Source organism: Sandaracinaceae bacterium (assembly GCA_020633055.1).
Lineage (GTDB): Bacteria > Myxococcota_A > Polyangia > Polyangiales > Houyiibacteriaceae > JADJJE01.
Genome location: JACKEJ010000008.1, coordinates 147,774 through 160,114 on the forward strand (window position 1 = coordinate 147,774; position 12,341 = coordinate 160,114).

At 69.3% G+C, this 12,341-nt stretch carries 12 protein-coding genes; 9 read left to right on the forward strand and 3 right to left on the reverse strand.

Annotated features, from left to right (window positions below; all coding sequences use genetic code 11):
• Positions 1-61: 61 nt before the first annotated feature.
• Positions 62-1,240: an elongation factor Tu gene (locus H6726_17490; protein ID MCB9659442.1), complete on the forward strand. Its 1,179-nt coding sequence runs from the start codon at positions 62-64 to the stop codon at positions 1,238-1,240.
• Positions 1,241-1,322: 82 nt separating this feature from the next.
• Here the strand turns inward: H6726_17490 and ppk2 are convergent, their stop codons facing one another.
• Positions 1,323-2,576 carry a polyphosphate kinase 2 gene (gene ppk2 / locus H6726_17495; GenBank protein MCB9659443.1) on the reverse strand — a complete coding sequence of 418 codons (1,254 nt, stop codon included), beginning with the start codon at positions 2,574-2,576 and terminating at the stop codon, positions 1,323-1,325.
• A 347-nt stretch (positions 2,577-2,923) separates the two neighbouring features.
• Here ppk2 and H6726_17500 point away from each other — a divergent pair, with 347 nt between their 5' ends.
• Positions 2,924-4,309: a hypothetical protein gene (locus H6726_17500; protein MCB9659444.1), complete on the forward strand. Its 1,386-nt coding sequence runs from the start codon at positions 2,924-2,926 to the stop codon at positions 4,307-4,309.
• Positions 4,310-4,384: 75 nt separating this feature from the next.
• Here the strand turns inward: H6726_17500 and H6726_17505 are convergent, their stop codons facing one another.
• Positions 4,385-6,748 (reverse strand): hypothetical protein, encoded by a 2,364-nt coding sequence (locus tag H6726_17505; protein ID MCB9659445.1) that lies wholly within the window; start codon positions 6,746-6,748, stop codon positions 4,385-4,387.
• Between the two features lie 283 nt (positions 6,749-7,031).
• On the opposite strand from H6726_17505, the gene H6726_17510 reads away from it, so the two are divergent.
• Together H6726_17510 and H6726_17515 are read left to right on the forward strand one after the other, a co-directional pair.
• Positions 7,032-7,886, forward strand: a complete 855-nt coding sequence (locus tag H6726_17510; GenBank protein ID MCB9659446.1) for a metal-dependent hydrolase — start codon at positions 7,032-7,034, stop codon at positions 7,884-7,886.
• Positions 7,887-7,928: 42 nt separating this feature from the next.
• A complete protein-coding gene (locus H6726_17515; protein ID MCB9659447.1) occupies positions 7,929-8,303 on the forward strand; it encodes a Smr/MutS family protein in 375 nt (124 codons plus the stop codon).
• A gap of 26 nt (positions 8,304-8,329) precedes the next feature.
• On the opposite strand, the gene H6726_17520 is transcribed toward H6726_17515, so the two are convergent.
• Positions 8,330-9,316, reverse strand: coding sequence for a hypothetical protein (locus H6726_17520; GenBank protein MCB9659448.1), 987 nt, complete (start codon positions 9,314-9,316; stop codon positions 8,330-8,332).
• A gap of 182 nt (positions 9,317-9,498) precedes the next feature.
• On the opposite strand from H6726_17520, the gene H6726_17525 reads away from it, so the two are divergent.
• The 5 genes from H6726_17525 (at position 9,499) to H6726_17545 (ending at position 12,307) form a co-directional block, all read left to right on the forward strand.
• Positions 9,499-9,705 carry a hypothetical protein gene (locus H6726_17525; GenBank protein MCB9659449.1) on the forward strand — a complete coding sequence of 69 codons (207 nt, stop codon included), beginning with the start codon at positions 9,499-9,501 and terminating at the stop codon, positions 9,703-9,705.
• 165 nt (positions 9,706-9,870) lie between these two features.
• Entirely contained in the window at positions 9,871-10,788 is a 918-nt protein-coding gene (locus tag H6726_17530) for a type I restriction enzyme HsdR N-terminal domain-containing protein (protein ID MCB9659450.1), read from the forward strand.
• 43 nt (positions 10,789-10,831) lie between these two features.
• A complete protein-coding gene (locus tag H6726_17535; protein ID MCB9659451.1) occupies positions 10,832-11,404 on the forward strand; it encodes an exonuclease in 573 nt (190 codons plus the stop codon).
• 118 nt (positions 11,405-11,522) lie between these two features.
• A complete protein-coding gene (locus H6726_17540; protein MCB9659452.1) occupies positions 11,523-11,930 on the forward strand; it encodes a hypothetical protein in 408 nt (135 codons plus the stop codon).
• The gene (locus H6726_17545; protein ID MCB9659453.1) at positions 11,927-12,307 is read left to right on the forward strand and encodes a GFA family protein; all 381 of its coding nucleotides are present in this window, start codon (positions 11,927-11,929) and stop codon (positions 12,305-12,307) included. The genes H6726_17540 and H6726_17545 overlap by 4 nt, the downstream gene beginning before the upstream one ends.
• Positions 12,308-12,341 lie beyond the last annotated feature (34 nt).

Genomic DNA, 12,341 nt, shown 5'->3' on the forward strand with positions numbered 1-12,341 from the left:
TCGCGGCAGGGCGTGGTGCGCGTGGTGCGCCCTGGGCCCTCCCGCACTTCTGGAGAGACCCATGAACGAGAAGCAGCAGCAACCCAAGACCCACGTCAACGTCGGCACCATCGGGCACGTCGACCACGGCAAGACCACGCTCACCGCCGCGCTCAGCGCGGTGGCCACGCACCGCCACGGCGGCGTGCGCAAGGGCTTCGCCGAGATCGACAGCGCGCCCGAGGAGCGTCGACGGGGCATCACCATCACCGCCGCGCACGTGGCCTACGAGACCGCGGCGCGCGGCTACGCGCACATCGACTGCCCGGGACACGCGGACTTCGTCAAGAACATGATCACGGGCGCCTCCCAGATGGACGGCGCGATCCTGCTCGTGGACGGGTCGGCCGGCCCCGAGGCGCAGACGCGCGAGCACGTGCTCTTGGCGCGTCAGGTCGGCGTGGCGCACGTGGTCGTGTTCATCAACAAGATGGACGTGGCCGACGCGGAGCTGGCGGAGCTGGTGGAGCTCGAGACGCAGGAGCTGCTGCAGGCGCAGGGCTACGACCCCGTGTTCGTGCGGGGCTCGGCGCTCGCTGCGCTGACGGCCGCCTCGGAGGGCCGCTTCGACGGCCCCGAGGTGCAGTGCATCGACGCGCTGCTGGCCGCGCTCGACGAGCACATCCCCGCTCCCGAGCGCGACCTGGCGAGCCCCTTCATGATGCCCATCGAGGGCGCCTGCACCATCTCGGGGCGGGGCACGGTCGTGACGGGGCGCGTGGAGCGCGGCGTGCTCGTCGCGGGGCAGAAGGTGCACGTCATCGGCGGCGAGGCGCTGATCGAGGCCGTCGTGATCGGGACCCAAGAGTTCCACCAGGACGTCCCCGAGGCGCGCGCCGGACACAACGTGGGCCTCTTGCTCCGCGGGGTCGCCCGCGGTGAGGTACGTCGCGGCATGCTCGTCGTGGCGCCCCACACCATCCGCGCCCGCACGGTCGGCAAGGCCGAGATCTTCGTCCTCACCGCCAGTGAGGGCGGGCGCAAGCGCGGCTTCGGCAGCGGCTACACCCCCCAGCTCTACTTCGGCGCCACCGACGTCCCCGCGCGCCTGCTCGTGGACGACGGCCAGGTGAGCCCGGGCGACCACACCACGGTCGGCTTCGAGCTCGCGCGCCCCATCGCCATCGAGGTGGGCATGCGCTTCGCCATGCGCGAGGGCGGCCGCACCATCGGCGCGGGCGTCGTGACCGAGGCGAGCTGAACACACGCTGAGCGCGGCGGCCCGGCCGGGTCCCTCCACGGGGCACCGCCGGGTCGCCGCGCCCGCGCCTAGCCTCGGCGCGCTACAACCAGCCCGAGCCCGGCCGCTCACCACGCTCGTACACCACGTGCGCGCGCCCCACGATGAGCGGGTCCAGCGTGCCGATGTGCTCGAGGTCCTTGTTCTTGTACGGCAGCTTGTGCAGCACGTAGCGCATCGCGTTGAGGCGCGCGCGCTTCTTGCAGTCGGACTTGATGACGGTCCAGGGCGCGTCGGCCGTGTCGGTCTCGAAGAACATCGCCTCCTTGGCCTTGGTGTAGTCGTCCCACTTGTCGAGGGACGCGAGGTCGATGGGGCTCAGCTTCCACTGCTTGAGCGGGTGGATCTTGCGCTCCTTGAAGCGGCGACGCTGCTCCTTGCGGCTGACCGAGAACCAGAACTTGATGAGGTGGATGCCGCTGCGCACGAGGTGGCGCTCGAACTCCGGCGCCTGCCGCATGAAGCGCTCGTAGTCCTCGTCGCTGCAGAAGCCCATCACCCGCTCGACACCCGCGCGGTTGTACCAAGAGCGGTCGAACAGCACGATCTCGCCCGCCGTCGGCAGGTGTTGGATGTAGCGCTGGAAGTACCACTGACCGCGCTCCGCGTCCGTGGGCTTCTCGAGCGCCACCACGCGCGCACCGCGCGGGTTCAGGTGCTCCATGAAGCGCTTGATGGTCCCGCCCTTGCCCGCCGCGTCACGCCCCTCGAAGAGCACCACGACGCGCTCTCCCGTCTCCTTCGCCCAGAGCTGGAGCTTGAGCAGCTCCACCTGCAGCTTGTACTTCTCGGCTTCGTAGGTCTTGCGCGAGAGCAGGTTCTTGTAGGGGTAGGCGCCGCTCCGCCAGTCGCGCGCCAGCTCGTAGTCGGGGCTGCCGTCGGTCGGGGTGTACGGCGGCGAGAGGAGCATGTCGCGGATGTCCGCGATGTCGTCGGGGGAGCTCCCGTCGAGGAGCGCCTGGAGCGCCGCTGCCTTGTCGTCGGTGTGGGCGAGCACGTCTTCGACGGCGACCTCGCGCATGCCCTGGGCGCCCTCCACGCGCTGCTGGCTCACACGCTTGGCCACGCCGGCCGAAGTCCGTGCGCCGGTCACGTCCCCCTGCGACGCCTTCCGCGGGCCCGCGGCGGACTTCGCCGCTGTGGACTTCCCGCGACCCTTGGTGCTCGGCCGTCGCGCCTTCCCAGCTGCGCGCTTCGCGCTGGTCTCGCGTGGGCCTTCTTCCTTCGCAGCGGACTCGGCCGCGCGTGCCGCACGACGAGGGCGGCGCGGTTCCGTCTTGGGGGGGGTGGGGGGCATCCGGCTTCTCCTGCGCCACGGCGTGGGTGTAGTCGCGGCGCCATGCGGCGCGCCACAGCGCTCGAACCGAAGAAATGCATGAAACTCGAACACCTGACAACGCCATTCGGCCACTCACGGCGCTCCCTCGTGAGCGCGCGATCGCGGCGCGCCGTGGCCCGCCGCCACGCGATTTCGAGCCACCACCAACCCGCGAGCGCATACGCTACGCACCTCATGTGGAAGATGAGCGCGCACCCCACCACGAGCGCTGACTGTCCAGGTCGCTGGGCAGAGGAAGCCGTGAGCCCATCGACTCGTGGCGAAGACTGCGGACACGGCCGCTCTGCTCCGCGGGGCAGCACGTGGTGAGCTGGCGCGAACGCCTCCCGCGACCCCTCCGCCCGCACGCGGTGGCAGCGCCGGGCCCAGGGGCGCTGCGCGCCCTCGGCGCCACCGAGGACATGTACTTCCGCTTCGACTCGGTGAACCCCCTCTACTTCGGGGTCGTCGCGCGCTTCGCGGGCACCTACGACGACGCCGCCATGGGCAAAGCCTTCGCCGCGCTGCAGCGACGTCACCCGCTGCTGCGCGCCAAGATCGCGATGGTCGGTGACACCCCATGGTTCGTGGAGACCGACCGGCCCATCCCCCTCGAGCGCATGGACATCGCCCCAGGAGACGAGTGGCGCGTGCTCGAGCGGTCCCTGGTGAGTGCGTTCGACACCGGCACGGGACCGCTCCTGCGCTGCGTCCTCTACGAGCGCGGCGCGGACGACTTCGGGATCCTCTTCACCTACCACCACGCCATCGCGGACGGACGCTCCGCCACGTTCGTCATCCGCGACCTGCTGCAGTCGCTAGCCCAGCAAGAGCGCGGCGAGAGCCCCGAGCTCCCTGCGCTGCCGCTGATGGACTACTACGGGGACCGCATCCACACGCTCTGGACCTACAGCAGCCTCGGCCACTTCACGGACACGGTGTCGCAGACCTGGAACGCCGCCGTGCGCTTCATGCGACGCGCCGGCATCCCGCGCGGCGTCCCCGCCGACCCTTCCATCCCGCTCTCGAAGCAGTCGCTGCTCATCGAGCCGCGCTTCGTCGCGCCGGCCACCATGCGCGAGGTCGCCAGCCGAGCGAAGGCCGAGTCCGCCACCATCCAGTGTGTGCTCAACGCGGCCCTCACCATGGCCGTCGCGGAGGTGAGCCCGACGCGTGGGCTCGAGGCCACCACGTGCAGCCAGGTGATCGACCTGCGCGAGCGCCTGGTCCCGCCCGTGGGCGAGGACTGCGGGCTGTTCGCGTCGGGCAACACCAGCATGCACCGCCTCGGGCCCAACACCCGCTTCTGGGACCTGGCGCGCGACATCCGGGTCGGGCTGCAGGCGTCCATCGACACGCCCCTGCCGTTCTTCCACGCCGCCACGCACGAGAGCTACGCCAGCATCGCGCGCGCACTGGGCCAGGACCGTCAGAAGGCCTTCAGCCTCATCCTCGGCAGCCTCCACCCCGAGGGGCTCGCCGTGTCCAACCTGGGGCGCGTCGCCGTCGACGTGCCAGGCTCCCCACTGCGACTGACCGAGTTCGCCTTCGCGACCAACACCAACGTGCTGAACTCGTTCAACACGTCGGCGGTCACCTACGACGGGCGCATGACGTGGAGCTTCAGCGCCAGCTCGGCGGTGGGCCGTGAGACGCTCGCGAACATCGCGGACCGCTCCATCGCGCTCATGCAGGAGGCCCTGCGCACGTAGAGCACGGTCCGGGATCGCCGGAACCCGGACGAGCGCCACCCAGCGCGGCGGCGCCCGTCCGTCGGCGGAAAGGCGCTACGGGCCGACGGCCCACCACAGGTTCGAGGCGTCGTCGTTCTGGAACGACACCGCCAGCGTTCCGTCGGGCATGAAGGCCGCGCCGAAGCTCTCCGTGCCCCAGACCGCAACGGTGCCCGGGAAGGCCGGGTTCGTGGGCTCGAGAAGCTTCGCCGCCACGTCCCGCACGCTCCAGCTCCCGCTCGGGTCGCGCACGGAGATCGCCATCGTTCCGGAGTAGTTGCAGTCCGTCCACACCAGGTGCAGGCGGTCCGTGCCGTCGATGAGCAGCCGCGGCGCAGAGCACTCGAAGTCCAGCTCGGCGATGTGGCGGTCGGCAAGGTCCCACTCGATGTCCCAGGTCGTGCCGTTCCACCAGCCCACGACGTGGTTGCCCTGACCCGTGTCGGTCGCGGCGACCACCGGGTTCCCGTCGCCGTCCAGCACGACGCCCGCAGCCGCGATCGTGCTGGGGTCGAGCGCGTCCCGGTACACGAGCTCGTCCGTCCACGCGCCGTTGCTGAAGCGCGCGAAGCGCAGCTCCGAGTTCGTGTCGTCGGAGTACGAGACGCCGATCCCGTTCGCCAGCTCGACGATGCCGGGGTACTCCCCGACCGCCGTGGACGTTCCGTCGCCGTCCGCGTCGATCAGCATGTCCGACCACGTACCGCTGACCCGCTGCGCAAAGCGCAGCTCGGTGTTCGTCGCGTCGTAGTACGCCACCGCCGGGTTGCCGTTGGCGAGCACGATCAGGTCCGAATAGGATCCCACGTTCGTCGACGTCCCATCGCCATCTGCGTCGATCAGCACGTCGGACCAGACCCCTGCGGCGCTCCGCTCGGCGAAGCGCAGCTCGGCGTTCGTCGCGTCATAGTACGTGACCACGGGCTGGCCGTTCGCGAGCACCGCCAGCGACGGACGCTGGCCGACATCGGTCGACGTCCCGTCTCCGTCCGCGTCGATCAAGACATCCGAGAACGCGTTCCCGCTGCGGACGGCAAAGCGCAGCTCACCGTTGGTGGCGTCGTAGTAGGCGATGGCGGGCTGGCCGCCAACGATGGCCAGGTCCGACTGGCTCCCGACGTCCGTGGAGCTCCCGTCACCGTCGCCGTCGACCAGCGCGGCCACCAGTGGCGCCGGCGTCCGCTCCGCGCGGACCACGATCGCCTCGCCCGACATGGGCGCGTCCGTGCCGATGCGAATGCGGTACGTGGTGCCCGCGGTGAGCTCGACGAGCACGGCGATGCGGTCGTCGGTGGCGCAGTTCAGCAACGTCAGCGACCCCAGCACGCTCCCGGAGTAGACCGCGATGTCCGTGGTGTCGTCGGACTTGGACTCCAGCATCCACGTGCCGGAGTGCGGCGCCGTGAAGTCGACCCAGGCCGAAGCGCCGAGCAGGGTCGTCGAGCCACACATGCTGGGCTCCCCGGCCTGCGTGGCCTCGGTGCCGGCGAACGCGATGCCGGTGACCGCGGTCAGCGCGCCCGTTCGCTGCGTCAACGCCACGGCGTTGGCGAAGTCGTCCGCCGCCGCCACCACCCGTGTGACGCCCACGCCGCCGGTGCCGACGTTGTTCACCCCGTTCAGTCCAACCTGGACGAAGCGCATGTCGTTGGCCGCGAGCGTGAGCACGTCGTCGACGGCGTCGTAGGAGTCGTCGGCGTCGTCGTTGCAGCCGTAGGTGGGCCCCATCAGACCGTCGCTCCAGGTCAGCTCCGTGTCGTGGTCCGAGCCGGTCGCATAGGCCACGTAGTCCCCAGCGCTAGGCGCGACGAAGCGGTACCACACCGTGCCCTGGTCATCGCAGTAGACCTCGCCAGTCTCCTCGGTCGCGTCGACCGTGCTGAACCGCAGCTCGACTCCCTCGCGGAGGTCGATCGCGTCGGCGATGTCGTCCGGCGTTGTGACGCACGAGACGCCTACGTCCTCCACGTCAGCCGAGATCACGCCGCTGCCTTGGCTGACGACGCACACCTGCTCGGGCGTGCCCGCGCCAGTCCTCACCGTCACGTTGTAGGCTGCCCCGAGCACCACCGCGGTGCTGAAGGTGAACGAGCCGTCCGCCGCGACCGAGAGGTCATCTCCGCCGTTGTTCTGCAGGACCAGCCCGGGCCCAGTGGCCCCGACCACGTTGCCGCTGACTGTGAACACCGGCGCACACACGCCGTTCGCCCCGCAGCCACCCGACACGCAGTCGGTGGGCGCGGAGCACATGCCGCCGTTCTGACATCCACCGCACGTGGCACCGCCACAGTCGATGTCGGTCTCATCCTGGTTGACGACTCCGTCGGAACAACTGCCTCCCCCCGGGCCGCCTCCCCCGCACCCCGCGAACACCCCGTTCACCAACACACACACCGTCCACACGATCCATCTGTTCATGACTCCATGCTCCTAGTGACAAGGACACCGAGACCCCCGGTTGGTCAGACACGCTCGCGCGCGAGAGACCCCTGAGATGTACAGCCAGTGGCAAAAACTTCAACCTGGCATTAGGTGCCTCACAGACAACATGCCGGGCGCTCTCCTCCGAGTTGCCGGGAAGCGGGCGTCACACGTGGCCCCGGTGTCCACCATTGACTTTCGTTCAATAGCAACCTACGTTTTATTGACCGAGCTTCAATAACTATCGGCGGCGATGCCCGCCATGAGCTGGAGCACCACCATGACAGCAGCCACCACGATCACCTCGACACCCCAGGCTCGCGACCGCGCGCCCATCCCCAAGCGCAAGATGGACTTCGACTTCGACTCGGTCCGGACGCCGTTCTGGTTCGATGGCAACGGTCTCATGACGGCCATCCTGTCTGCGCTCTCCGCCACGTTCCCGCCGGGCGAGAAAGAGTTCGTGCAGAGCGTGATGCACTATCGCGACCGCATCACGGACCCCGTCCTGCGCGACCAGATGCGCGGCTTCGCGGCGCAGGAAGGCCAGCACTCCCACCAGCACCGGCTGGCCAACGTCTGGCTGGACTCGATGGGCTTCGCCGCGACGGCCATCGAAAAGGACGTCGAGGACAGCATCGAGGCCATCGCCGCGGACAGGACGCCAGCGGTGCGGCTGGCAAGCACCGTCGTGCTGGAGCACATCACCGCCATCCTCGCCGAGTACATGCTCACCCACGAAGAGATGATGGAGGCCATGCCGGAGCCCGCGCGCGAGCTGCTCATGTGGCACGCGATCGAAGAGATCGAGCACAAGGCGGTCGCGTTCGACGTGTTCGAGGCGGTCAGCGGTGATCGCGACCTGCTCCGCCGCGTGGGGCTCCTGACCACCGTCTTCTTCCTGGCGCAGCAGGTCCGCCGCAGCGCGATGACGCTGAAGGCGCTGGGCCACGTCCCGAGCGCCGGCGAGGTAGTGAAGACGGCGAAGCTGCTGTTCGGGAGGAACGGCATCGTGACCTCGGTCGCCAAGCCCTACCGGCAGTTCTACCGCGGGGACTTTCATCCCTGGAACCACGACAACCGCGCGCTGGTCGAAGCGTGGAAGGCCACGCACGAGCCGCCCGTTCAGGCGTAGCGGTCGTGCCCCGCGCGGGGTGGGGCGCTACGTTGCACCCGCATGACCCTCTGGACGCGCATCCGGCGCTGGTTGGCGCCGCCCCCGTACGTCCCGAGGTACCCAGACCCGAGCGAAGTCGACGCACGCGCGCAGGTGAGCCCGTCCGCGATCCCCCTCGACGGCGTGCTGGACCTTCATCACTTCCGGCCAGCGGAGGTGGGTGACGTGGTGGACGCCTACATCGCGGCCTGTCGGGACGCCGGCGTGTTGGCCCTGCGCGTGGTGCACGGCAAGGGAAAGGGCGTGCTCCGCCGCACCGTCCACGCGCGCCTGGCGCGCTCTCCCGCGGTGAAGGCCTACCGGCTGGCGCCCCCGGAACGGGGGGGCTGGGGGGCGACCCTGGTGGATCTGCACCCGCCGCGCGAGCCATCCTGACCGACCCACCGCGAGAGGGCGATGCGTCAGTAGATGGCTGTCGCCTCCAGTTCGCCCCACTGCGCGCGGAGCTCGGTACCAGGGACGAGACCTGTGCCGAACGTCCCATCCCAGCCGCTCGACCTCTCCAGGGTCTCGCCGCCGACGTCGAGCACCAGCCTAGGACCAAGCACCGGACATCCGTCTACGGTACGCAGGACGGAGACGAGCGTGCCTGCGACCAGTCCATCCTCGCTGGGCGTCTGGAGCTCGAGGGAGACCAACTCGTCCTCGCGCACGACACGTAGCTCGACGATCCAGGTACGGTCGTCGTCGCCCGAAGCGAGCTCCACCTCGTGCGTGCCCGCGTCGGGCGCATGGAACGAGACGAAGTGGGCCCCTGCGCCGAACGCCACGGGTTCCACGTCGAACGTGAAGTCGCTGGCGCGGACGTTCGTTCCCACCGGGAGCGCTGCGTCGAGCAGGCGACCATCCGCTGCTCGTCGGACCGCGAGCGCATGGATCACGTGTCTCTCGACGACACACACCGCGCCGAGCGGGTCGAAGGAGGGCGTCTGCTCGGCGAGCGCTGGCAGGCCCATGAGCCCAGCCACACCCTCGGGGGCGTACTCGACCTCGACGCTGTCGACCGGCACGTCGCGATAACGTAGCTCGAGCGTGGCGCGCCGGCCCGCCGAGGCTGCATCGACGTGCACCACGGTGGCGGCCGCCGAGCCGAAGGGGTTGAACAACGCATCGAAACCCAGGAGCGCCTCGACCTCCCCCGCCAGCACGGTGACGGAGAGGTCGCGCGGGTCGTCCGGGTATTCGCGGGCGTACAGCACGCTGCCTGGCTCGTCGGCCGCTAGCAGCACCGAGCTGCCCACGAAGTGCGAGCGAGACGGGGCGGGCGCGTCGTCGCAGCCGGACTGGGCAAGCATGAGGACCGCGAGCCCGAGGGCGCCAGACCACGAGCGTTCGTCGGACGCGTACGGCAGCGCGTTGGGACCCCTGTTCTTACGTCGGTGTGGCACGGCTCCCCCTTCGGTGTGTTCCAAGACAGTATCACGCATCTGCCCCCCCAGACGACCGGGGCCCATCGCCGCGGTCGGATCGTCCAACGACCAGGGGTGTTCAAGGCAGCGGTCCATGTGACGACACACCGCCACCAACCTCGACAGCAGCGTGACGCTTCGGCACCATCGGCGACGACGCAATGACGAACAGCGTACTGGCTGGCGCCCTCCCAAGCGCCACCTTCGAAGCGATGCTCCTGGAGCTGCTCCCGCTCGAGGCGGATGGACGCACCTTCGTACAGGTCCAGCCAATCCTCGCGAGCCTCGACGACGTGGAGCTCAACGACACGTGCTCTGCGCGGTCGGTGGGCCTTGCCCGGGCCGTCACTCCGGTGGCGCCTCGCTGAAGGTCATTCGTGCCGACTGTTCGACGCAACCCGCCGCCCTTCGTTTCCGGTGACTTTCCAACGCCCGCCGTGTACCGACGCGGCGGGAGACGCGTGCTCTGGGATGAGTGCCGTCAGTTGTTGGTGCCCTCGACACCCGAGGAAGTCATCCGACAGAAGTTTGTCATGCACCTGAAGAGGGACCTGGGCGTGCCTGATTGGGCCGTGACGCTCGAGCACTGCATGACACACTTCAAGCGTGACGCGCGCGGACGCGCCGACATCGTGGTCTGGAGCCCAGAGGACGAGCCCCTGTTCGTGGTCGAGTGCAAGGCGCCAGGCGTCGCTCTGACTGATGACGTCCTCGATCAAGCGCTGCGCTACCACGACCTCGTCGAGCCCGAGGCCGGCGTCATCGGTCTCACCAATGGCGACACGACGGCTTGGTACGCTGTGGAGGCGTCTGGTGGTCGGTTGGCGCGGCTCGAACACGCCCCGCGCTACGCAGACCTCGTGGCGGGTCGTCTGCCACCGGAGGTGGAACAGGAGCCCGCCGCACCGCGTCCACATCATCTCGCTCCGACCTCCAAGGACTATGCGATCCTCGAGGAGCTCGGCGTGCTTGGCGAGGGGTCACCACGAGAACACCATGGCTACCTGAGCAACCTGGCTGGGTTGCTGTACTTCGAGGACGATCCCGACTACAGCGGCCGCAGCGGGCGCTTTTCCGTAGAGTCCACGGGGCTGAACCACCCGAAGTTCGGGAACACGTCGGGAACTACGATGCTCATCGTCGCCGTGGACGACTTCGACCAGCGCCACAATTCGCTCCAGCTCGACTTGGACAAGTTCGTGACGACGTCGGGGGAAGCCATGACGCTATGGCACGATGGGACGCTCACGAGAGGCAAGCGTGGTCGCATGAAGAACGCCGTCGTCATGAGTTGGCTACGTTCTCGAGCGCCGCACCTCGTGTCGGGGAGCAGCGTCATGTTGGGGAGTCTGCCGGTGTCGCGTCCGACGACCTGGGCGGACGCGGAGACGTTCATCTACAACTGCATCGACTACGCGCTCGTGCGCGACGCCCTGCGGCGCGAGCCCTAGGACCACGCATGCGCGCATCCCATGCGCTGCATAGCGCCGAACCATGACCAAGCCCGAGATCTACATCAGCACCGACGTCGAAGCCGACGGGCCCATCCCCGGGCCGCACTCCATGCTCAGCTTCGGGTCGGCCGCCTACCTGGCCGACAAGACCCTGGTCAGCACCTTCAGCGCCAACCTCGAGACCCTCGAGGGGGCCACGGGCGCTCCGGACACGATGGCGTTCTGGGCCAAGAACCCCGAGGCGTGGGAGGCGTGCCGGCGTGACACCGAGGGCCCGGCGACCGTCATGCCGCGCTACGTGGCCTGGCTCGAGGCGCTGCCCGGGCGCCCCGTGTTCGTGGGCTACCCGGCCGCGTACGACTTCATGTTCGTGTACTGGTACCTGATTCGCTTCGCGGGGCGCTGCCCGTTCTCGCACTCGGCGTTGGACGTGAAGACCCTGGCCATGGCGCTCCTGGGCGGGGGCTACCGCGACGCCACCAAGCGCCACATGCCCAAGCGCTGGTTCGACCCGCTGCCCCACACGCACGTCGCGCTCGACGACGCCATCGAACAGGGCGCGCTGTTCTGCAACATGCTGGCCGAGCTGCGGGCAGAGACGCCGCGCACGTGACCCGAGCCGCGCTCGGCCCCGCTGGACGGGTCGGAGGGACGTGCCCTTGGGCGTGTGCGTGACCATGGGCTGGAGTGCGCCCGTGCTCGGAGAGTTCGAAGCGCGCTACGCTCACGCGATGGACGTCGGATTCTTGGTGCTGGGGCTGGTCACGCTGGCGGCCTACCTCGTGCTTCCCTGGTGGGCGCTGCGGCATGCCGTCGCGGTGCATCGGGCGTCCCCCACGAGCCGGGCCCGCGCCGCGCTGAAGGTCGGCTTGGTGGGCGCCATGGTGGCCATCGCGGCGCCGCTCGTCGGGGTGGGGATCGTGATTCGTACGTTCGAGGACATCGCAGGTGCGGACAGCGCGTCCAGGGCTACGGCGCTCGCGCGGGGTCTCTCGGAGGCCATGAACTGCGGCGCTCTGCTGGCCTTGGTGGCCGTCGGCACGAGCGGGCTCACGGCGGCGCTGGCGTGGACCGTCACGCGGAACCGGACGCGCGGAGGTGACCCCGACGCCCCCACTTCGGAAGCAGGAAGCTCATGAAGCATGTCACCAGCTGTCACTGCGGCGCCGTGCGCGCCGAGGTGGAGCTTCCCGACGAGGTCGTCGTGCAGCGCTGCAACTGCTCCATGTGCGAGCGCGTGGGCTTCCTCCACGTGATCGTGCCGAAGAGCCGCTTTCGCCTGCTGACCGACCCGACGGACATCACCACCTACACGTTCAACACGGGCGTGGCGCAGCACACGTTCTGCAAGCACTGCGGGGTGAAGCCCTTCTACACGCCGCGCTCCAACCCCGACGGCGTCAGCGTGAACCTGCGCTGCCTCGAGACGCGCCCACCGCGCGTGACCATCGAGGACTTCGACGGGCAACACTGGGAGCAGCACGCCGACGCGCTGCGCGACCTGAGCCGCGCATAGCGCTTCCCTGCGCGCAGTCCTGCCACGAGCGACG